This window comes from Aminobacter sp. DSM 101952 (assembly GCF_001424795.1).
GTDB classification, from domain to species: domain Bacteria; phylum Pseudomonadota; class Alphaproteobacteria; order Rhizobiales; family Rhizobiaceae; genus Aminobacter; species Aminobacter aganoensis.
Genome location: NZ_LMCL01000030.1, coordinates 289,109 through 308,119, shown reverse-complemented (window position 1 = coordinate 308,119; position 19,011 = coordinate 289,109). Strand labels below are relative to the sequence as shown.

The 19,011-nt window shown below is 64.1% G+C and carries 15 protein-coding genes and 1 tRNA gene; 8 read left to right on the top strand and 8 right to left on the bottom strand.

All coding sequences use genetic code 11. The annotated features are described in order from the left end of the window. Nucleotides 1-2 precede the first annotated feature (2 nt). Entirely contained in the window at nucleotides 3-908 is a 906-nt protein-coding gene (gene cysD, locus ASC75_RS17960; RefSeq protein ID WP_055978340.1) for a sulfate adenylyltransferase subunit CysD, read from the bottom strand. Nucleotides 909-1,181: 273 nt separating this feature from the next. On the opposite strand from cysD, the gene ASC75_RS17955 reads away from it, so the two are divergent. Beyond that, on the top strand, nucleotides 1,182-2,633 hold the full coding sequence (locus tag ASC75_RS17955) for a DUF2793 domain-containing protein (protein WP_055978339.1): 1,452 nt from the start codon (nucleotides 1,182-1,184) through the stop codon (nucleotides 2,631-2,633). A 9-nt stretch (nucleotides 2,634-2,642) separates the two neighbouring features. On the opposite strand, the gene ASC75_RS17950 is transcribed toward ASC75_RS17955, so the two are convergent. After that, on the bottom strand, nucleotides 2,643-3,650 hold the full coding sequence (locus tag ASC75_RS17950) for an NAD-dependent epimerase (RefSeq protein ID WP_055978338.1): 1,008 nt from the start codon (nucleotides 3,648-3,650) through the stop codon (nucleotides 2,643-2,645). An 84-nt stretch (nucleotides 3,651-3,734) separates the two neighbouring features. Further along, complete coding sequence (locus ASC75_RS17945; RefSeq protein WP_055978337.1) at nucleotides 3,735-4,331, bottom strand: biotin transporter BioY; 597 nt, start codon at nucleotides 4,329-4,331, stop codon at nucleotides 3,735-3,737. A 122-nt stretch (nucleotides 4,332-4,453) separates the two neighbouring features. Between ASC75_RS17945 and ASC75_RS17940 the strand changes: the two genes are divergently transcribed. Beyond that, entirely contained in the window at nucleotides 4,454-5,362 is a 909-nt protein-coding gene (locus ASC75_RS17940) for an MBL fold metallo-hydrolase (protein WP_055978336.1), read from the top strand. A 2-nt stretch (nucleotides 5,363-5,364) separates the two neighbouring features. Here ASC75_RS17940 and ASC75_RS17935 read toward each other — a convergent pair whose 3' ends face one another. After that, on the bottom strand, nucleotides 5,365-6,183 hold the full coding sequence (locus ASC75_RS17935) for a DUF1499 domain-containing protein (protein ID WP_055978335.1): 819 nt from the start codon (nucleotides 6,181-6,183) through the stop codon (nucleotides 5,365-5,367). 136 nt (nucleotides 6,184-6,319) lie between these two features. Further along, entirely contained in the window at nucleotides 6,320-7,957 is a 1,638-nt protein-coding gene (locus ASC75_RS17930) for a long-chain-fatty-acid--CoA ligase (RefSeq protein WP_055978334.1), read from the bottom strand. Nucleotides 7,958-8,126: 169 nt separating this feature from the next. Here ASC75_RS17930 and ASC75_RS26140 point away from each other — a divergent pair, with 169 nt between their 5' ends. Together ASC75_RS26140 and ASC75_RS17920 are read left to right on the top strand one after the other, a co-directional pair. Then, nucleotides 8,127-8,837, top strand: a complete 711-nt coding sequence (locus ASC75_RS26140; protein ID WP_156381308.1) for a hypothetical protein — start codon at nucleotides 8,127-8,129, stop codon at nucleotides 8,835-8,837. A 112-nt stretch (nucleotides 8,838-8,949) separates the two neighbouring features. Then, entirely contained in the window at nucleotides 8,950-9,960 is a 1,011-nt protein-coding gene (locus ASC75_RS17920) for a GSU2403 family nucleotidyltransferase fold protein (protein WP_055978333.1), read from the top strand. Nucleotides 9,961-10,018: 58 nt separating this feature from the next. On the opposite strand, the gene ppdK is transcribed toward ASC75_RS17920, so the two are convergent. Next, entirely contained in the window at nucleotides 10,019-12,685 is a 2,667-nt protein-coding gene (ppdK, locus tag ASC75_RS17915) for a pyruvate, phosphate dikinase (RefSeq protein WP_055978332.1), read from the bottom strand. Nucleotides 12,686-12,890: 205 nt separating this feature from the next. On the opposite strand from ppdK, the gene ASC75_RS17910 reads away from it, so the two are divergent. The 3 genes from ASC75_RS17910 to ASC75_RS17900 all read left to right on the top strand — a co-directional run bounded on the left by ASC75_RS17910 (nucleotide 12,891) and on the right by ASC75_RS17900 (nucleotide 13,917). After that, nucleotides 12,891-13,226, top strand: coding sequence for a VOC family protein (locus ASC75_RS17910; protein WP_055978331.1), 336 nt, complete (start codon nucleotides 12,891-12,893; stop codon nucleotides 13,224-13,226). A gap of 119 nt (nucleotides 13,227-13,345) precedes the next feature. After that, nucleotides 13,346-13,420 (top strand) — tRNA-Gln (locus ASC75_RS17905). Between the two features lie 98 nt (nucleotides 13,421-13,518). Beyond that, on the top strand, nucleotides 13,519-13,917 hold the full coding sequence (locus tag ASC75_RS17900) for a VOC family protein (RefSeq protein WP_055978330.1): 399 nt from the start codon (nucleotides 13,519-13,521) through the stop codon (nucleotides 13,915-13,917). Between the two features lie 104 nt (nucleotides 13,918-14,021). On the opposite strand, the gene ASC75_RS17895 is transcribed toward ASC75_RS17900, so the two are convergent. Both ASC75_RS17895 and ASC75_RS17890 read right to left on the bottom strand, forming a co-directional pair. Then, nucleotides 14,022-17,105, bottom strand: coding sequence for an efflux RND transporter permease subunit (locus ASC75_RS17895; protein WP_055978329.1), 3,084 nt, complete (start codon nucleotides 17,103-17,105; stop codon nucleotides 14,022-14,024). Beyond that, nucleotides 17,102-18,286 carry an efflux RND transporter periplasmic adaptor subunit gene (locus ASC75_RS17890; protein ID WP_055978328.1) on the bottom strand — a complete coding sequence of 395 codons (1,185 nt, stop codon included), beginning with the start codon at nucleotides 18,284-18,286 and terminating at the stop codon, nucleotides 17,102-17,104. The genes ASC75_RS17895 and ASC75_RS17890 overlap by 4 nt, the downstream gene beginning before the upstream one ends. A gap of 153 nt (nucleotides 18,287-18,439) precedes the next feature. On the opposite strand from ASC75_RS17890, the gene ASC75_RS17885 reads away from it, so the two are divergent. Continuing rightward, nucleotides 18,440-18,979: a TetR/AcrR family transcriptional regulator gene (locus ASC75_RS17885; RefSeq protein WP_055978327.1), complete on the top strand. Its 540-nt coding sequence runs from the start codon at nucleotides 18,440-18,442 to the stop codon at nucleotides 18,977-18,979. Nucleotides 18,980-19,011 lie beyond the last annotated feature (32 nt).

The window sequence follows — 19,011 nt, the reverse complement described above, 5'->3', positions numbered from 1 at the left end:
GCTCAGAAATACCCTTCGCGCTTCTTCTTTTCCATCGAGCCGGCTTCGTCGCGGTCGATGAGGCGTCCCTGCCGTTCGGAGGTGCGAGCCGTCAGCATTTCGCTGACGATGCCTTCGAGGCTGTCGGCGTCGGATTCGATCGCACCGGTCAGCGGGTAGCAGCCCAGCGTGCGGAAGCGCACCAGCTTGTTCTCCACCACCTCGCCCGGATGCAGCTTCATGCGGTCGTCGTCGCGCAGGATCAGCATGCCGTCGCGCTCGACCACCGGGCGATGCTTGGCGAAATAGAGCGGCACGATCGGTATGTTTTCCTGCAGGATGTACTGCCAGATATCGAGCTCGGTCCAATTGGACAGCGGGAAGACACGGATCGATTCCCCAGCCGACACGCGGGTGTTGAATATCTTCCACATCTCCGGGCGCTGGTTCTTGGGGTCCCAGGCATGCTGGGCGTTGCGGAACGAGAAGATGCGCTCCTTGGCGCGCGACTTCTCCTCGTCGCGGCGGGCACCGCCGAAGGCCGCGTCGAAGCCGTATTTGTCGAGCGCCTGGCGCAGGCCGACAGTCTTCATCACATGGGTGTGGGTGTTCGACCCATGGTCGAACGGATTGATGTTGTCGCGGACACCGTCCGGGTTGACGTGAACCAGGAGATCGAAGCCGAGCTCGCGCGCCATCGTGTCGCGAAACTCGATCATCTCGCGGAACTTCCAGGTCGTGTCGACATGGAGGAACGGAAACGGCGGCTTGGCCGGGTAGAAGGCTTTCATCGCCAGATGCAGCAGGACGGAGGAATCCTTCCCAACGGAATAGAGCATCACGGGCTTGGTAAAAGTGGCTGCGACCTCACGGAAGATGTGGATCGCCTCCGCCTCGAGACGGTCCAGGTGAGTCAGTCTGGCAAGCATTGAAAAGCCTTCGGAAATCGTTCCTTGGCCGCGGCTCTGGAGCCGAAACGACCGATTGGCTGCAGTTTCCCCGCAAACCGGCGGCGTCTCAAGCAGCGCAAGTCCAAATTTCGCGGCCGGCCAAGTCAGTTTTGCCCCCTGCGCCGCAACTTCGGGAATGCCATTCCACCGCATGCCGAAACAGGGCTCGAAGCGTGGATAGACATGTCCGCTTTTCCACCCCCCTTCCGGCCGGCCCTATCATCGCGCAAGAGCCAACGACAGGAGCCCGCCTTGGAACAAACGACCAACCTGAAAATGCCCTTCATCATGCCGTCCCAGGCACAGAAACATGTCACCCACAACGAGGCGCTGCAGGCGCTCGACATCCTCGTGCAACTCTCCGTTCTCGACCGGCATCTGGCAGCGCCGCCTGCCTCGCCTGCCGAGGGCGACCGCTACATCGTCGCGGCTGCGGCAACCGGCAGCTGGAGCGGCAAGATCGGCCAGATCGCCGGCTGGCAGGACGGCGCCTGGGCCTTCCACAACCCGGTCAGGGGCTGGCTTGCCTGGGTCGCCGACGAACAGCGCATCCTTGCCCATGACGGCACCGCCTGGGTCGACACCGTTGCGCTCGGCATCAACCCGGCGGCCATGGTCGGTATCAACACGACGGCCGACACCACCAACCGGCTTTCGGTGAAAAGCCAGGCGGTGCTGTTCGACAATCTCGGCGCCGGCCAGCAGGTCAAGATCAACAAAGCTGCCGCCGGCGACAATGCCTCGCTGCTGTTTCAGACCGGCTATTCCGGCCGCGCCGAATTCGGCCTCGCCGGCGACGACGACTGGCACCTCAAGGTTTCTCCCGATGGCGGCGCCTGGACGGAAGCGCTGCAGGTCAGCCGTTCGGACGGGCGCGTGCTGTTGCCGGCAGCGTTGCCATTGACCGACCAGAACCAGGCAGTGGCAAGGCGCCATGTCCGCGAACTGCTCGCTGCCGACCGGAGCTATTTCATCCGCACCGACGGCTCGGATGCCAACAACGGGCTGACCAACACCAGCGGCGGCGCCTTCCTGACGATCCAGAAGGGGCTCGACGCCGCGGCGAGCCTCGACATGGCCGGCTTCACGGTCACCATCCAGGTCGCCGACGGCACCTACACCGGCGCTATCGCCGTTCCAGCGATGACCGGCCAGGCAGGGCCATCGGCGCTCGTCATTGCCGGCAACAGCGGGACGCCGGCCAACGTGATCGTCTCGACCACCAGTGCGAATGCCATCAGCGCGCCGTCCGGCACGGCCTGCCTGGTCAAGGACATGGAGATGAGGACGTCGGCCAGCGGCTTCGGCCTCGACGCGGACGGCGGCACGCTCCGGTTCCAGAACGTCCGTTTCGGGGCCTGCGCCCAGGCGCATATCCTGTGCAGGAACAACGGCGCGGCGATCGCTGCCGGCAACTACAGCATTTCAGGCGCATCGCCGATGCATTGGTCGGCGCAGAGCGGCGGGATCGTCAACACCGACGGCCGGACCGTGACGCTCTCGGGGACGCCCGCCTTCGCCACCGCCTTTGCCGGCTGCCGGCATGGCACGATCGCTTGCGCGGGCATGGCATTCAGCGGCAGCGCGACCGGCCAGCGCTACAATGCGGCACTCAACGGCGTCATCGACACCGCCGGCGGCGGAGCGACCTACCTTCCCGGAAGCGTGGCCGGCGCTGCGGCGACCGGAGGCCAATATGCCTGAATGCCCCGGCTATTGGACGCGGTAGTACCGGCCGTACCAATCGACGAAGCGCAGCAGGCCCTCCTCGATCGGCGTGTGCGGAAGCTCGCCGATCAATGCCTCGAGGTCGCTGACGTCGGCCCATGTGCTGAGCACGTCGCCCGGCTGCAGCGGCATGAAGTTCTTCACCGCCTCTCGGCCTGTCGCGCGCTCGAGAATGCGGATCATCTCCATCAGATGTTCCTTGCGGCGGTTGCCGATGTTCATGACGCGATGCGGCGCCCAGCTGCCCGTGGCGCCGCCAGCTGCGATGTCATAGTCGGGATCGGCCTTTGGCGGCAGGTCGATGAGACGGACGATGCCCTCGACGATGTCGTCGACATAGGTGAAGTCGCGGTACATGTCGCCGTTGTTGTAGATGTCGATGGGTTCGCCCGCGAAGATGGCGCGGGTGAACTTGTAATAGGCCATGTCAGGCCGCCCCAAGGGCCCGTAGACGGTGAAGAAGCGCAAGCCGGTGGCGGGCACGCCGAACAGGTGGCTGTAGGTATGCGCCATCAGTTCATTGGCCTTCTTCGTCGCCGCATAGAGGCTGACGGGGTGATCGACGCCGTCGCGCGGCGAATAGGGCTGCTTCTTGTTGCCGCCATAGACCGAACTCGACGAGGCGTAGATCAGGTGCTTCGGCTGCGTTGCGCGGCAATTCTCGAGGATGTTGAGAAAGCCGGTGACGTTGGCGTCGACATAGGCTTGCGGATTTTCGAGCGAATAGCGCACCCCGGCCTGCGCGGCGAGGTTGATGACGATCTCCGGACGGCATTCGAAGGCCGATTTCACCGCCGCCGCGTTGGCGAGGTCGGCCCGGATGAAGCGGAAATCGTCGTTCTCGGCCAGGATTTCGAGTCGCGACCGCTTGAGCGAGGTGTCGTAATAGTCTGTGACACTGTCGAAGCCGACAACTTCGTATCCCTCCGCCAGAAGCCGCCTGGCGACGTGGAAGCCGATGAACCCGGCAGTGCCGGTGACAAGAACGGTCATGATCCCAATGCTCTTCAAATGCAAAACGCCCCGGCCTTTCTAGAGCCGGGGCGTTGCTAAGACCAGTGTGCAGTCGTTGGCCGGTCAGCCCTTCTTGGGAAGCAGCGCCCAGATCGCCGGAACGGCTGCGGCAGCGAGCGCCACCTTGATCAGGTCGGGCACGATGAACGGCACGACGCCGAACTGCCACGACTTCTCGGCGCCGATCAGCAGCGACAGCCAGGAGAAGCCCATCGCCATCATCACGACTTCGGCGACGAGCATGGCGCCGAGCATCTTGACGATGCTGCGGCCCCAGCCGCGATCAACGGCCCAGCCGACGATCGCCACCATGGCGACGAAGCCGGCGAGGTAGCCGCCGGTCGAACCGAGCATGTAGGCAATGCCGAGGCCCTTCTCGGGCGTGCTCTGGAACACCGGATAACCCATGGCGCCCTGGGCCATGTAGAGCAGGATCGTCGCAAGGCCGAGACGCATGCCATAGGCTGCGGCGATGCCCAGGACGGCCAGCGTCTGCAGCGACATGTCGACCGGTCCGAGCATGACCTTGGTCTTGGCCGAGGCGATGAGCAGCAGCGAACCGGCAACAGCCAGAAGAAGCTGGGTCGCCAGGCGCATCGCGCCCTTTTCGGGCAATGCCGCAGAGATGAGCGCGGTGGAACTGCTGGATGCAACGGCCATGTAAAACCCCTTCTGCTGTGCGTGCCAAGCACGCTAGACGTGATTTTCCCTATATTGTCTTCCGTGCTACGCGGCAAACGAATTTGCCACTGGCTCCTCGAACTCACAGATATTGGCCGGCCATGTCCCTCGACCTCGACACACGCTTCGACCCCGCCTACGGCCAACCGGTCCCGGTCGCCGAGGGCGTCATGCGGATCACCGCCAACAATCCTGGCCCTTTCACCTTCCACGGCACCAACAGCTACATCATCGGCCGCGACACCTTGGCCGTCCTCGATCCCGGGCCGGCCGACGAGGCTCATCTCGAAGCCCTGATCCGCGCCATCGCCGGGCGGCCGGTCAGCCATGTCTTCGTCAGCCACACCCATCGCGACCACTCGCCGCTGGCAGCGCGCCTCAAGGCGCTGACCGGCGCGGTGACCGTTGCCGAAGGCCCGCACCGCCCCGCACGGCCGTTGCGGATTGGCGAGATCGCCCCGCTCGACGCCAGCAGCGATACCGACTTCGTCCCCGACCTCGTCATGGCAGACGGCCAGATCGTCGACGGCGACGGCTGGCGCATGCGCACGGTGCTGACGCCCGGCCATGCCGCGAACCACGCCGCCTTCGCGCTCGAGGGCACTGGCGTTCTGTTTTCAGCTGACCACGTCATGGCCTGGTCGACCTCGATCGTCGCCCCGCCCGATGGCGCAATGTCGGACTACATGGCATCGCTCGACAAGCTCATCGCACGCGATGACCGCCTCTATCTGCCCGGCCATGGCGGCCCGGTGGTGGCGCCACAAACCTTCGTGCCCGGGCTGAAGGCGCACCGCAGGATGCGCGAACAGGCCATCCTCGAGCGGCTTGGCGCCGGGGATCGCCTGATCCCCGACATCGTGCGCGCGATCTATCGCGATACCGATCCCCGGCTCTACGGTGCAGCCGGCCTCTCGGTCCTCGCCCATCTCGAAGACCTGGTCGGGCGCGGCCAGGCTACCAGCAGCGAAGCGCCAGCGATCGACAGCGTCTATTCGCCGGTCAGGTGAGGCTATTGTTCGGGTGTTGCGGTGGTTGCCGTGCCGGCCTGGGCGGCGATCTCCTGATCGAGCGCCGTCAGGAATGCGGTGATCCGCTCGGCATTGTCGCCAAGGTCGTGACGGCCGTAGCGTGAGGCGGAACGCATGTCGACGAAGGTCGAATCGCCGTCATCCACCAGCCGAATCGCCACGTCCGACGGCAGGGCCAGAATGAAGGTCCGCGCTACGGCCTCGATGTCGACCTCACCGATGGCCTGCTCGGCGGCCGGCGGCGGCACCACGACCTCCCAGCCCTGCCGTCCCAGGACAGCCGACACGCTCTCCAGAACCCGGTCGAGCGACAGGTCGTATCGCCGCCCGGCAACCAGCGGATAGGCCTGGGCCTGCAAGGCGCGCTCGCCGGCCGAGGGCAATTCCAGGCTGTTCATCGCAGGCGTCCGCAACGACACCGCCGCCGTCAACGCCGGCGGAACCTCGGTGTCGGTCGAGATGTCGCGCAGCATCGGCAAGGTGGCGATCTGGTAGGCGACGAAGCCGAACGGCGCGAGAACGACAAGCCCGAGCAGGGCACCGGCTGTCAGGTCGTGACCGCCGCGATCGCCAAACTTCCACAGCCGCGAAAAGGCAAAGCCTGACAGCAGCAACGCGAAGGCGGCGAGCAGGGCAACGATGCCGAGCACCCAGAAGAACGCGGTCGTCTCGATCAGGCCACGGCGGTGGCCGAGCACGGCGGTGATCAGCAGCACCGTTGAAAAGGACGCCATGCCGCGCGACAGTCCGGCCGAGCGCGTGGTGCGCTGCTCATGATATCTCGACTGGAACTCGACCATGGAACCCCGTACCCGTCTGCAATGTCACAGCGCCGCCGTCCCCACGGCGAAAATGCTGCTCCTGCAAACTAGAGGGTTTCATGCGGCGGTTGAAGCGGAAAGGCGACGCCTGCCGCCGTCCCGCACATGAACCTGCTCAACCGGCGGCGTCGGATGGCAGCCGATAGTCCCTGAACCTCTCGCGCAACGCCATCTTCTGGATCTTGCCGGTAGCCGTGTGCGGGATCTCGTCGACGAAGGCGACATCGTCGGGCATCCACCACTTGGCGACCTTGCCATCGAGGAAGGCCAAGATGTCGGCCTTCTCGGGCTCCCTGCCCGGCTTGCGCACGACAACCATCAAAGGGCGCTCGTCCCAGCGCGAATGCCTGACTCCGATCACCGCCGCTTCCTGGACATCGGGATGCGCGACGGCGAGATTTTCCAGCTCGATCGAGGAAATCCACTCGCCGCCCGACTTGATCACGTCCTTGGAGCGATCGGTGATCTGCATGTAGCCGTTGACGTCGATATGCGCGACGTCGCCGGTGTCGAACCAGTCGTCGGCATCGAATTGCTCGGCGCTGGCGCCACCGAAATACGCCCCCGAGACGGCCGGTCCGCGCACCTTCAGCCTGCCAAACGTCTTGCCGTCCCAGGGCAGTTCGTTGTCGTCGTCGTCGGTGATCTTCATCTCGACGCCGAAAGGCGTGTAACCCTGCTTCTGCTGGAGGTTCAGCCTGTCATTGCCTTCGAGATCGTCATATTCCGGCTTGATCGTACACAAGGTGCCGAGCGGCGACATCTCGGTCATGCCCCAGGCATGGATCACCTCGACGCCGTAGTTGCGCTCGAACTTTTCGGTGACCATGCGTGGGCAGGCCGAACCGCCGATCACCACCTTGTTGAGATGCGGCAATTTCTTGCCGGTCTCCTCGAGATGCTGCAGCAGCATCAGCCAGACGGTCGGCACGGCAGCGGTGAATGTCACGCGTTCGGTGTCGAGCATCTCGTAGATCGAGGCGCCGTCCATCTTGCCGCCCGGCATGACGAATTTCGCGCCGACCATCGGCGTGCTCTGGGCGAGGCCCCAGGCATTGGCATGAAACATCGGCACGACCGGCATGACCACGTCGCGGACCGAGATGCCCATGGCATCCGGCATCACCGCGATCATGGCGTGGAGCACGTTGGAGCGATGGCTGTAGACGACGCCCTTGGGATCGCCTGTCGTGCCCGAGGTGTAGCACATGCCGGCTGCGGCATGCTCGTCGAGCGCCTTCCAGGCATAGTCGCCGTCGGCCTCGGCCAGCCACTCCTCATAGGCCGTGACATTCGGCAACGCCGTCTGCGACAGGTGGGCGGCGTCGGTCAGGACGATGATGCGCTTGAGCGAGGGCACCTGCGGCGCGACCTTCTCCACCAGCGGCAGGAAGGTCAGGTCGACGAACAGCGCCTGGTCCTGAGCATGGTTCATGATCCAGACCAGTTGCTCGGGAAACAGGCGCGGGTTGAGCGTGTGGTAGACCCCGCCCATGCCCATGATGCCGTACCACGCTTCCATGTGCCGCGCCGAGTTCCAGGCCAGCGTGGCGATACGCTCGCCCGTCTTGTAGCCGTCGCGCTCCAGCCGTTGCGCAACCTTCAGCGACCGCGTGCGCAACTCGGCATAGTTGGTGCGGACGATGGGCCCCTCGATCGACCGCGACACGATCTCCCGATTCGGGTGCTGCCGGGCGGCATGGTCGATGATCTTGTGGCACAGCAGCGGCCATTCCTGCATCAGTCCAAGCATGCGGATCCTCCCAGATCGTCTGCTGCCATTCTGGTCGCAATGGCGCGATTGTCCAGCCTGCCCTCCGGCATGCCAAGCCGGCAAAACGCCGGCGGCCATATTGCGGCCACGGTCCCGGTTAACCTTTGTTACCGGCTGGTGTGGTGGGTAGAGTAATGTGAGGGATCACATGGATACGCAGCCGCGCGCGGAGGATGAAGTCCTGCCGCAGACCGATACCCAATCTGAAGAAATCGGCACGGTCGAGCAGGCCGATACGGATGCCAGCGAGCAACTGGCCGGCGACGAGACGGCGGCAGCCGCCGAAGGCGGCGAAGTCGACGCCGATTCCGCGATCGAAACCAGCGAACCGGTCATGGAAGCAACAGGACCGCTCGAGCTGTCGGCGGAAGAGACCCCCGGCATGATCGAACCCGAGACGTTCGACGACGAGCAATCGTCCGAGCTGGCGACGGCCGAGGCTGAGGAGCCGGTGGCAGAGAGTTCCGCCGCACCGGAAACCGTCATGCTGTCGCCGGAAGACCTCGCGCTCGAACCCGTCGGCGCTGCCGACGCGGCGAGTGAACAAGCAGTTGCCGAAGAGGTGGTGGTTGCCGCCACCGGTGTGACGGAGGAAGAATTCACGCAACTCGTCGACGACGCGCTCGAAGCTGTCGGCGGCATCCTGCTGTTCAAGATGCACATCGACGACGACGGCGAAGACAAGCATGTCGCGGCCGCCTCGATCGGCGACGGCGCGCGCCGCCAGTTCCTGCTGCTTTCGCTGCCCGTCAGCGGCGGCAAGCTGAAGGTCGAATCGGCATCGCGCAGCAACAGCCCGCTGGCAAAGCTGGCCGAAGCCTATGTCGGCGTGGTCGAGGCCTTCCGCGCCGCAGCTTGAAGAGACCGGCTTGGCAGCGCCGAGCGGATTGCCGATCCAATATACCCTACACAAATTGCTGAAGTAGGGTATTCACTATACCCTACGCAAGGTATCGCTGTAGGGTATAGCTATGCATTTGCCGCTTTCTGTCCACACCGCATACCAGGATCTCCTCGAAGCGCATCGAATGCGCGACGTGAGGGCTATCGCTGGCTCTCCCTTCCTCAAGGAGCTTCCGCAAGGCAAATACTGGTACGCGCGGCAAAGAATTGGTGACAAGCCCGTCGATCGCTACATTGGCCCGGACAGTGACGACATGCGCCAGCTCATCGCACGCCTGCGGGAAGATATCCAAGACGACAAGAGCCTTGAACGGCACTCCGCCTTGCTGGTGGCGCAACTGCGCGCAGCCGGGCTTGCGGCGGTCGACCGCCAAACTGGAAGCATCCTGAGCGCGATGGCGAGAGTTGGCGTGTTCCGGTTGGGGGGAACACTGGTTGGAACACACGCGTTCCGACTTTACGGCGCCGAACTGGGATTTTCCTTTTCAGGCACACTCGCAGTTACACAGGACGTCGATATTGCCGCATTCGAAAACCTCAAGCTGGCAATTGACGATCAGGTCGATCCATCGCTGGCTGAAACGTTCAAAACCCTGTCTTTGGAACCCGCACCCGGACTCGACCCTAAAGGAAGGTCTACGAGATGGCGGTTGAAAGGCGGCGGAGCGATGGTCGACTTTCTTGCTCCTCGCATGCAGAGCAAAAGCGAAGTCGTCAAGCTCGAACCTCTGAACGTCTACGCTCAGACGCTTCCGTTCCTGAACTACCTGATCGCAGAGCCGATACCAGCTGTCGCGCTATACCGAAGTGGCGTGTTGGTTCAGGTCCCGAAACCTGAACGCTATGCCGTGCACAAGCTGATCGTGGCCCAACGCCGAACCGGGCTAGGCGTGACCAAGATTGCGAAAGACCTGGCTCAAGCCGAGACGCTGATCCGGGTCTTGGTCGAAGATCGTCCTCAGGAACTGGCGATCGCATACGAGATCGCCCTGAACAACGGAGCGAAGTGGCGCGAAGCTATCGCGTCATCGCTCAAGCAACGGCCAGAAATCAACCGCCTGCTTGACGAAATCTCCTGACGCAGCCGGTCATACCCAATTTGCGAATTGGGTATGACTCGCTCACGCGATCGCGCTGCTACCTTTGCGCCTTCACCGCGGCCTGCGCTGCGGCCAGCCGTGCGATCGGCACGCGGAAGGGCGAGCACGAGACATAGTCCAGCCCGACGCTTTCGCAGAACCTGATCGAGGCCGGGTCGCCGCCATGCTCGCCGCAGATGCCGAGCTTGATCTCGGGCCGCGTCGCCCTGCCCTTCTCGGCAGCGATCTTGACCAGTTCGCCGACGCCATCGATGTCGAGCGAGACGAACGGGTCCTGCTCGATGATGCCCTTCTGGCGGTAGGTCTCGAGGAACGAGGCCGCGTCGTCGCGCGAAATGCCGAAGGTCGTCTGCGTCAGGTCGTTGGTGCCGAAGGAGAAGAACTCGGCGGCTTCCGCGATCACATGGGCGCGGATGGCCGCACGCGGCAGCTCGATCATCGTACCGACGAGATAGTCGATGTTGACGCCCGATTCCTGCATGACGCTCTTGGCGACCGCATCGATGCGCGCCTTGACGTAGTCGAGTTCCTTCATCAGGCCGACCAGCGGCACCATGATCTCCGGCACGACGGGGCTGCCCGTCTTCTTGCCTGCCTCGACTGCCGCCTCGAAGATGGCGCGCGCCTGCATCTCGGCGATCTCGGGATAGGAGACGGCAAGACGGCAGCCGCGGTGGCCCAGCATCGGGTTGAACTCGTGCAGCGCCTCGGTGCGCTGGCGCAGCTTGTCCGCCGACACGTTCATCGCTTCGGCGACTTCGGCGATTTCGTCCTCGGTCTTGGGCAGGAACTCATGCAGCGGCGGATCGAGCAGGCGGATCGTCACCGGCAGGCCGGCCATGATCTCGAACAGCTCGATGAAGTCCGAGCGCTGCATCGGCAGCAGCTTGGCAAGCGCCGTGCGCCTGTCCTTTTCGCTGTCGGCGAGGATCATCTCGCGCATCGCGACGATGCGGTCGCCATCGAAGAACATATGTTCGGTGCGGCACAGGCCGATGCCCTCGGCGCCGAAGGAGCGCGCCATGCGCGCGTCGGCCGGCGTCTCGGCGTTGGTGCGCACCTTCATGCGCCGCGCCGCATCGGCCCATTCCATGATCGCGGCGAAGTCGCCCGACAGCTCCGGCTGCAGCATCGGCACCGAGCCCTTCAGCACCTGGCCGTTGGAGCCGTCGATGGTGATGATGTCGCCCTTGCGGAAGGTGCGGCCCATCGCGATCAGCGTGCCGGCGCGGTAGTCGACGCGCAGCGAACCGGCACCCGAAACGCAGGGCTTGCCCATGCCGCGGGCAACCACGGCCGCGTGGCTGGTCATGCCGCCACGCGTCGTCAGGATGCCTTCGGAGGCATGCATGCCGTGGATGTCCTCTGGGCTCGTCTCGATGCGCACGAGGATGACCTTGCGCCCGGCAGACTTCAGCTCCTCGGCCTCGTCCGACGAGAACACGATCTCGCCGGTGGCCGCACCTGGCGACGCCGGCAGCCCGACGGCGATGACCTCGCGCTGCGCCTTGGGGTCGATTGTCGGGTGCAGCAACTGGTCCAGCGACGACGGATCGATCCGGCCGATCGCCTCTTCCCTGGTGATCAGGCCTTCGCCGGCCATCTCGGCGGCGATCTTCAGCGCCGCCTTGGCGGTGCGCTTGCCCGAACGGGTCTGCAGCATCCACAGCTTGCCGCGCTCGATGGTGAACTCGAGGTCCTGCATGTCGCGATAGTGCTGTTCGAGGCGATTGGAGATCGCCACGAACGAGTTGAACGCTTCCGGCATCAGCTTCTGCAGCGACGGCTTGTCGGAGCCGGCGGCGATGCGCGCCGCCTCGGTGATGTTCTGCGGCGTGCGGATGCCGGCCACCACGTCCTCGCCCTGCGCGTTCACCAGGAACTCGCCATAGAGCATCTTCTCGCCGGTCGAGGGGTTGCGGGTGAAGGCAACGCCGGTGGCCGAGGTGTCGCCCATGTTGCCGAACACCATGGCCTGGACGTTGACCGCCGTGCCCCAGCTCTCGGGAATGTCGTGCAGGCGGCGATAGGTGATGGCGCGATGGTTCATCCAGCTCTGGAACACCGCGCCGATGGCACCCCACAGCTGCTCGTGCGGGTCCTGCGGGAAGGAGCGGCCGAGCTCTTCCTCGACCTTGGCCTTGTAGAGCACGATGACGTCCTGCCACTGCGCCGCCGTGAACTCGGTGTCGAGCTCGTAGCCGAGGCGCCCCTTTTCATCCTCGAGCAGTTCCTCGAAGACCTCGTGGTCGAGGCCGAGCACCACGTCGGAATACATGGTGATGAAGCGGCGGTAGCTGTCATAGGCAAAGCGCGCATCGCCGGCGTCCGCTGCCAGGGCCTCGACGGTGACGTCGTTGAGGCCGAGGTTGAGCACGGTGTCCATCATGCCCGGCATCGAGGCGCGGGCGCCGGAGCGCACCGAGACGAGCAGCAGGCTTTCGGGATCGCCGAAGCGCCGGCCGGTGATCGCACCGATATGGTCGAGCGCCGTGCGGACATCCGCCTCCAGCGTCTCTGGATAGCTGCGGCCATTGGCATAAAACCAGTTGCAGGCGGCCGTGGTGATGGTGAAGCCGGGCGGTACCGGCAGGCCGAGACTGCACATCTCGGCGAGATTCGCCCCCTTGCCGCCGAGCAGGTCGCGATCGCTCGAACGCCCCTCCGCCGCACCGTCGCCAAACCTGTAAACCCACTTGGTCATGCCTTCTCCTCGCCGACTGAGTGTGGAACAGGGCGGTGGCCGCCGCCCGCTTCTGGGCGAGCGATATGATGCTGCGCTGCGAAAGGCAAGGCGGAGTTCCGCCCCCGGATGTCCTACAATCGATTAATGGAGCGACGGATGGGAAAGCTTGCGGCAGCCATCTACCTCATATAGAACATATAGAGAACAATTCCTGGAGACGACAATGCGAAAGACCGGCAAACTCGACTACATCGAAATGGCGGCGGTCGGCGGCACGCTCGACCATGTGAAATCCTTCTACAGCGCGGCCTTCGGCTGGACCTTCACCGACTACGGCCCGGACTATGCTGCCTTCGCCGAGGGCCTCGACGGCGGGTTCCAGGCCGAAGTGCCGGCCAAGCCGCTGCCGATTCTCTATTCCGAGGCGCTGGAAGAGACGCTTGCGGCGGTCGAAGACGCCGGCGGCACGATCGTCAAGCCGATCTTCTCGTTCCCCGGAGGACGGCGGTTCCACTTCACCGATCCCGCGGGCAACGAGCTCGCCGTGTGGGGCGAATAACCCGCACATCCGCAGAGGAAAAGCGGCGAAGGCGCGATTGTGCTTTTGCCGCGCACTGAATATAAGGCGGCGGTCGATTGACTCGCCTGCGGCTCGAGAATTGTCAGCCTGCGGCCTGTTGGGGCGTCGCCAAGCGGTAAGGCATCGGTTTTTGGTACCGACATTCCCAGGTTCGAATCCTGGCGCCCCAGCCATCTGTCCTGAAGTCTGATTCCCGGCCAGCGGCATGAATCTTGTGCCAATCCGTGCACGGCGTTAGATCCTTGGATGTGTTCAGGACAAGGAGGCAACGATGACAGAGATTGCCGTCAACATCCGCTACATGGTCGACGACGTCGACGCTGCCGTGGCATGGTACACCAAGCATCTGAACTTCTCGCCCCTCTCCAACTTTGCTCCAGCCTTCGCCGACGTCAGGCGGGGCCCGCTGCGACTGCTGCTCAGCGGCCCGACCAGCTCGGCAGGAAGGCCCATGCCCGATGGCGAGCAACCGGTCCCTGGCGGCTGGAATCGCATCCAGCTGGTTTTCGACGACCTGCCCGGCGAGGTCGAGCGGCTGCGGGCAGCAGGCATCACCTTCCGCAATGACATTGTCTCCGGCCCCGGTGGGCTGCAGATCCTGCTCGTGGACCCCTCGGGCAATCTGGTCGAGCTGTTCCAGCCGGCGCAACGCGGACCAGCAGCGAAGTAGCTCTGGCAGCACCTCGAGCACGGCGCGCGCCAATGCGGGCACCAGGGCATGCAAACGAAAAAGGCCCCGGATCGCTCCGGGGCCTTTTTTCATTTTCATCGGTCTCAGTGATGGGCCGGTTCGGCCATCTGCTTGGCATCGGGCAGCTCGGCGTGTGCTGCCAGGTCCTTGCGCGAGATGAAGGTGTAGAACATCGGCACCACGAACAGCGTGAACACGGTACCGACGAGCACGCCCGAGAAGATCACCAGGCCCATCGAATAGCGCGCTGCAGCGCCCGCACCCGAGGCAACGATCAGCGGCACGACGCCCAGCGCCATCGCAGCGGTGGTCATCAGGATCGGCCGCAGGCGAACCTTGGCCGAGGCGATGATGGCTTCGCTGCGCGACAGGCCGTGCTCCTCACGTTGCTGGTTGGCGAATTCGACCAGCAGGATGCCGTGCTTGGTGATCAGGCCTATCAGCGTGATCAGGCCGACCTGGGTGTAGATGTTCAGCGTACCCAAGCCGAGATTGAGCGGCACGATGGCGCCGAAGATCGACAGCGGCACCGACATCATGATGATGAACGGATCGCGGAAGCTTTCGAACTGTGCTGCCAGCACCAGATAGATCACGACGATGGCAAGCGCGAAGGCAATCAGGATGGTGCTGCCCTGTTCGCTTTCCAGGCGCGACTGGCCGGAATAGTCGACGAAGAAACCGCCCGGCAGCAACGGCCGTGCGATGTCCTCGATCGTCTTCAGGCCGTCGCCGGTGGTCACGCCGGGCACCGGCAGTGCCGAGATCGTCGCCGAGTTGAGCTGGTTGAACTGCTCGATCGAGGCCGGCGACGAGTTGGTCTTGATCGTCACGACCGCCGACAGCGGCACCATCTGGCCGTTGACGCTGCGGACGAAGAACTCGCCGAGCTTCTCCGGGTTGTTCCGGTATTCCTCCGGCACCTGCATGATGATGTCGTAGCTGTTGGAATCGCGGTCGAACTCGGCGATCGCGCCGCCGCCGACAAGCAGACTCAGCGTCGAGCCGACATCGCTGACGGACAGGTTGAGCGCTGCCGCACGGTCGCGGTCGATGGTCACGGTGACCTGCGGCGCGTCGAAGGACAGCGAGTTCTGCACGACGATGAAGCGTCCCGAAGCCTGCGCCTTTTCCTTGATCTGCTCGGCCACCTCATAGACCTGGCTCGGGTCGCCGGTCGACTGGATGACCATCGAGATCGGCAGGCCGCCACCGGCACCCGGCAGCGACGGCGGGGCGAAGACCAGCGCCTGCACGCCGCTCACCTTGGCCAGCCGGCCCTGGATATCGGCTTGCAGTTCGGCCTGCGAACGGTCGCGATCGGCCCAGTCCTTGAATGCCCAGACCGAGAAGCCCGAATTGGTCTCGCCACCCATGCCGACGATGGAGAAGTTGGCCTTGAGCTCCGGCAGGTCCTTGGTCAGGTCGCGGATCTGGTCGGCGTAGAGGCTGGTGTACTCGGTCGTCGCGTAGCGAGGTGCAGTGATCAGCGAAAACAGCGCGCCCGAATCTTCCTCGGGCGCCAGTTCGCTCGACGTCTTGAAGAACATGAAGCCCGTCACCGAAACCAGCGCAATGACGATCAAAAGCGTCACCGACCGGTATTTGAGCGAGCCGGAGACCAGCCGCTCATAGCGGTTGGCGACGCGCTCGAAGGTACGGTCGACGAATTGCGCGAAGCGGCTGTGGTTGCCTGCCTTCAGCAGGCGCGCCGACATCATTGGGGTGATGGTCACCGCGACGAAGCCGGAAATGACGACGGCGCCTGCCAGCGTCAGCGCGAATTCACGGAACAGCGAACCGGTGAGGCCGCCGGTGAAGGCGAGCGGGGCGAAGACGGCGGCGAGCGTGATGGTCATGGCGACCACCGGCGCGAAGATCTCGCGCATGCCCTTGAACGCCGCCTGCATCGGCGTCATGCCCTCTTCCATGTGACGGTGGATGTTCTCGACCACCACGATGGCGTCGTCGACCACAAGTCCGATCGCCAGCACCATGGCCAGCAGCGACAAGAGGTTGATCGAATAGCCCATCATCAGAAGGATGAAGCAGACACCGATCAGCGACAGCGGAATGGTCACCACCGGCATCAGCACCGAGCGGAACGAGCCGAGGAACAGCAGGATGACGACGACGACGATGGCGACGGCTTCGGCGATGGTCTTGAACACCTCCTCGATCGAAGCACTGATGGTCTCGGTCGAGTCATAGACCATGGTGATGGTCATGCCCTCGGGCAGGCTGGCGCTGATGGCCGGCAGTTCGTCGATGACGGCTGCCGCCGTATTCAGCGGATTGGCCGAAGGTGTCGGGAAGATGCCGATGAAGGTGCCCGGCTCGCCGTTGAAGTTGACGACGGTGTCGGTGCTTTCGGCGGCGAGTTCGACATGCGCGACATCGCGCAGCCGGACGACGTTGCCGTTCGCGGACTTGAGCGGCAGTTCGCTGAACGATTCCGGCGTCTGCAACGTCGACTTCATGGTGATCGAGTAGGCGACGTATTCGTTCTTGGTCTTGCCCGGCGCCGACAGGAAGTTGGAGGCGTTGATTGCCTGCAGCACTTCGGCGGCGGTGAGGCCGCGTGCAGCGAGCTTCACCGGGTCGACCCAGACGCGCATCGAATAGTTGGCCGCGCCCAGGACCTGGACCTCGGCAACGCCCTCGATGGTCGACATGCGCGGACGGATGACGCGTTCGATGTATTCGGTCAGCTCTTCCGAGCTCATGTTCGGGTTCTGCATCGCCAGGTACATGATGGCGAACTGCATGCCCGTACCCTTGACGATGGTCGGGTCCTTGGCGTCGCTCGGCAGCTGCCCACGCACCTGCTGGACCTTGGACATGACCTCGGTCAGCGCCGTGTCCGGATTGGAGCCGAGCTCCATCTGGACCGTTACGATGCTGGTCGACGGACGGCTCTGCGAGGTGACGTAGTCGATGTTTTCGGTCGTCGCCACCGCGGCCGAGATCGGCGCGGTGATGAAGCCCTGGATCAGGTCGGCACTGGCACCGGGATAGACGGTGGTGATGGTGATCACCGTCTCCTCGACTTCCGGATACTGCCGAACCGAAAGGTTGAACAGCCCCTGGAAACCCAGGAGCAGTATCATGAAGGCGACCACCGTCGACAGGACGGGGCGGCGAATGAAGATGTCGGAAAAACTCATTTCGGGGCTGCCTTCGCGTTGGCCGAAGCCGTGGGCGAAACGGTGTTGTCGACCTTTACCGGCGTGCCGTTGGTCAGCCTGTTCTGCCCGGCAATGACGAGTTCGTCGCCCAGCGCCACGCCTTCGGTGATCTCGACGCGGCCTTCGGAGCGGCGGCCGACCTTGACGAACACCTGCTTGACGACAAGCGCCGGCTCAGCCGCTGCCGGCTGCGCCGGGGCGGCAGAAGCGGCGGCGGGAGCCGCTGCACCAGCGGCGGCCGGTTTGGCCTCGGTCGGGCGCACGACATAGACATAGTCGCCATAGAGGCTGGTGGTCAGCGCCGTCTGCGGCACGGCCAGCACGCCGTCTTCCTCGGGAAGCTCGACGCGGACGCGCACGAACTGGCCGGGGCTCAGATTACCTTCCGGATTGGTGATTTCGGCGCGGACCGAGACAAGGCGGCTCTGCGGATCGACCTTGGGGTCGATGCCGACCACCGAGCCCTTGAAGGGCATGTCTTCGGCGGCAACGCCGAAGCCGACCGGCTGGCCGATCTTCAGCAAGCCGAGCTGCTGCTCGGGCACGGAAAAGTCGGCCCGCATCGTCTCGAGATCCTGAAGCGTGGCGACGATCGTGCCGGGCGCCAGGTACTGGCCGTCATCGACCTTCGGAATGCCGATGGTGCCGGAGAACGGCGCGCGCAGCTGCTTCTGGTCGACCACGGCCTGCAGCTTCTGCACCTGCGACGCCGATGTCGTGGCCGCTGCCCGTGCGGCATCGAGCGCGACTTCGGAGCCGACGCCACGACGCTGCAGCTCCATGGCGCGGTCGAGCGACTGCTGGTCGAGCGCGGCCTGGGCCTTGGATGCCGCCAGGTCCGCCTGCTGCACGGTGTCGTCGAGCTGGATCAGCACGTCGCCCTGGTTGACGTGCTGGTTGGCCGCGAACTTGATATCCTTGATGATACCGGCCTGCTCGACGGTCAGGTCGACGCCCTGGGAGGCGTTGACGGTGCCGATGGTTTCGATGCCGGGGGTCCAGGGAGCGGGCTCGACCTTGGCGGTTGCCACGGTTACCGAGGCGACCGGCATGTTGGCGAAGAATTGCTGGATCGCGTTGTCGCGGAAAACGTTGAATCCGACGATGCCGCCAACGACAAGAACGAGCAATACGAGAGCGATGATGAGACGCTTTATCAAAGGAGATCCCCAATCCGTAAGGAATCGGCATCCGGGCGGGCCGCGATGCACATTGAACGTGTTTATAGAAAAACCCAAGTGCGGAGCGCTTACTGTACCGTCTGGACGGTATTGTCAATCCAAGATAATGTGAAGTTTCACGGAGACTCCACCATGTCGGGCCACAGACCCAGTTCACGCGAGAAGATCCTCGCTGCCGCCGCCGAACTCGCGGACATCGTCGGCCCGGGCAACCTGTCGCTCGATGCGGTGGCCCAGCGCGCCGGGGTGTCCAAGGGCGGGCTGCTCTACAATTTCCCTTCCAAGGCCAAGCTGATGCAGGCCCTGGTCCAGGACTATCTCAAGACCTTCGAGGAAGCGCTCAGCGCCAGGTCGTCCGATGGCGAAGCCAACAGCAGCCTGGCTGCCTATGTCGAGCTGTCCGCCCAGGAATGCACTCAAAAGCAGCCTTCTGCGGCCGGTGTCCTTGCCGCACTTGCCGAAGACCCCGATTTCCTCAATCCGGTCCGCGACTTCAAACGCCATCTGCTCGACCGCCTCAAGGCCGAAAATCCCGATACGGCCAAGCTGCTCGTGGCCTTCCTCGTCATCGAAGGGCTGCGCAGCATGAAGCTCTTCGACATGGACATACTCCATGAGGATGAACGCAACATGGCGATCGCCTATCTGCTCGAGCAAGCGGCAGTAAAGTAGGCGGACTGCGCCGGGGCGATCTCCGAGCGCCG

Excerpts from the sequence above, each read along its gene's own strand:
- ASC75_RS17940 (WP_055978336.1), top strand. The coding sequence starts at position 4,454 with ATGTCCCTCGACCTCGACACACGCTTCGACCCCGCCTACGGCCAACCG.
- ASC75_RS17935 (WP_055978335.1), bottom strand. The coding sequence starts at position 6,183 with ATGGTCGAGTTCCAGTCGAGATATCATGAGCAGCGCACCACGCGCTCG.
- ASC75_RS17930 (WP_055978334.1), bottom strand. The coding sequence starts at position 7,957 with ATGCTTGGACTGATGCAGGAATGGCCGCTGCTGTGCCACAAGATCATC.
- ASC75_RS17900 (WP_055978330.1), top strand. The coding sequence starts at position 13,519 with ATGACAGAGATTGCCGTCAACATCCGCTACATGGTCGACGACGTCGAC.
- ASC75_RS26140 (WP_156381308.1), top strand. The coding sequence starts at position 8,127 with ATGGATACGCAGCCGCGCGCGGAGGATGAAGTCCTGCCGCAGACCGAT.
- ASC75_RS17920 (WP_055978333.1), top strand. The coding sequence starts at position 8,950 with ATGCATTTGCCGCTTTCTGTCCACACCGCATACCAGGATCTCCTCGAA.
- ASC75_RS17885 (WP_055978327.1), top strand. The coding sequence starts at position 18,440 with ATGTCGGGCCACAGACCCAGTTCACGCGAGAAGATCCTCGCTGCCGCC.
- ASC75_RS17910 (WP_055978331.1), top strand. The coding sequence starts at position 12,891 with ATGCGAAAGACCGGCAAACTCGACTACATCGAAATGGCGGCGGTCGGC.
- ppdK (WP_055978332.1), bottom strand. The coding sequence starts at position 12,685 with ATGACCAAGTGGGTTTACAGGTTTGGCGACGGTGCGGCGGAGGGGCGT.
- ASC75_RS17945 (WP_055978337.1), bottom strand. The coding sequence starts at position 4,331 with ATGGCCGTTGCATCCAGCAGTTCCACCGCGCTCATCTCTGCGGCATTG.
- ASC75_RS17895 (WP_055978329.1), bottom strand. The coding sequence starts at position 17,105 with ATGAGTTTTTCCGACATCTTCATTCGCCGCCCCGTCCTGTCGACGGTG.
- ASC75_RS17950 (WP_055978338.1), bottom strand. The coding sequence starts at position 3,650 with ATGACCGTTCTTGTCACCGGCACTGCCGGGTTCATCGGCTTCCACGTC.
- cysD (WP_055978340.1), bottom strand. The coding sequence starts at position 908 with ATGCTTGCCAGACTGACTCACCTGGACCGTCTCGAGGCGGAGGCGATC.